Origin of the sequence: Ruminococcus sp. CAG:379, from assembly GCF_000434255.1 — a bacterium.
GTDB classification, from domain to species: Bacteria; Bacillota; Clostridia; order Oscillospirales; family Ruminococcaceae; genus Ruminococcus_F; species Ruminococcus_F champanellensis.
In genome coordinates, this window is sequence record NZ_FR894927.1 from 1 (window position 1) to 833 (window position 833).

Here is an 833-nt window from a genome sequence, read left to right on the forward strand (position 1 = left end):
CCATGCCAGGACGTCATAGGCGGCACGATGCTGCCCGGAGTGATTATTTTCCTCCACACGAAGCCACCGCAGATATAGCATGCCCATTCCCCCTACAAAAAACGGACGGCAGGATACCGTCCGTTAAATTTATTACTCCTTGCGCTTATAAAACATATTCACAGGTTCACTGGTGCTTAAGATAAAGCAGATCGCAAAGCACAAAATCAAGGCAGCGCCGTATCCTACAGCGGTCAGCGCCATGCCCTCCTCTTTTTTCTGCATCAGCATGGGCAGACCCGGGAACAGCAGCAGCGCCGTCATCAATCCGAACAGGAAGGAGCCCAGCTTTTTCACAAAGCCCACCCGCAGGATCAGCAGAACGGACACGACCCCCAGCCCGAAGCTGGTGTAATTCATCACCTTGGTGACACCGCTGTAAAAGCCGTTGTCCATACTGTCCTGGAATTCCCGGACGGAGAAGAAATACAGGGCAGCCGCTGCCAGCAGTCCCAGGATCATCAGAACGATCACGACCGTAAAGCCCTTCTTGGCAAGCTCCGCTTCCCGTTCCATCCGCAGCTCGTTCATCAACCGGCGGCTTTCCGCCTTGTCCACATTGGTGGTCATGTTCAGGGACTGCTCAATGGCACGCTTCTGGGCGTTTGCCTTTGCCGCCTCCAGATCCGCTTCATTGAACCGGGACACCTTCCGCTCCGGCTCCGGGGCAGGCTCCTCCAGCAGGGATGCGGCAGCAGCAGCGGAAACCTGTGGCGCATGCTTCTCCTTGACCGGCGGCGTATAGGTACTTTCCTCCAGCACCGGTGCCTTGACCTGAGGCTGAGGGGCAGGCT

Annotated in this window: 1 protein-coding gene; it reads right to left on the bottom strand. The window is 56.8% G+C overall.

The features are described from left to right. Positions 1–132 precede the first annotated feature (132 nt). The coding region (locus QVO51_RS10365; RefSeq protein ID WP_288168186.1) for a hypothetical protein at positions 133–833 on the bottom strand (701 nt) is incomplete at its 5' end.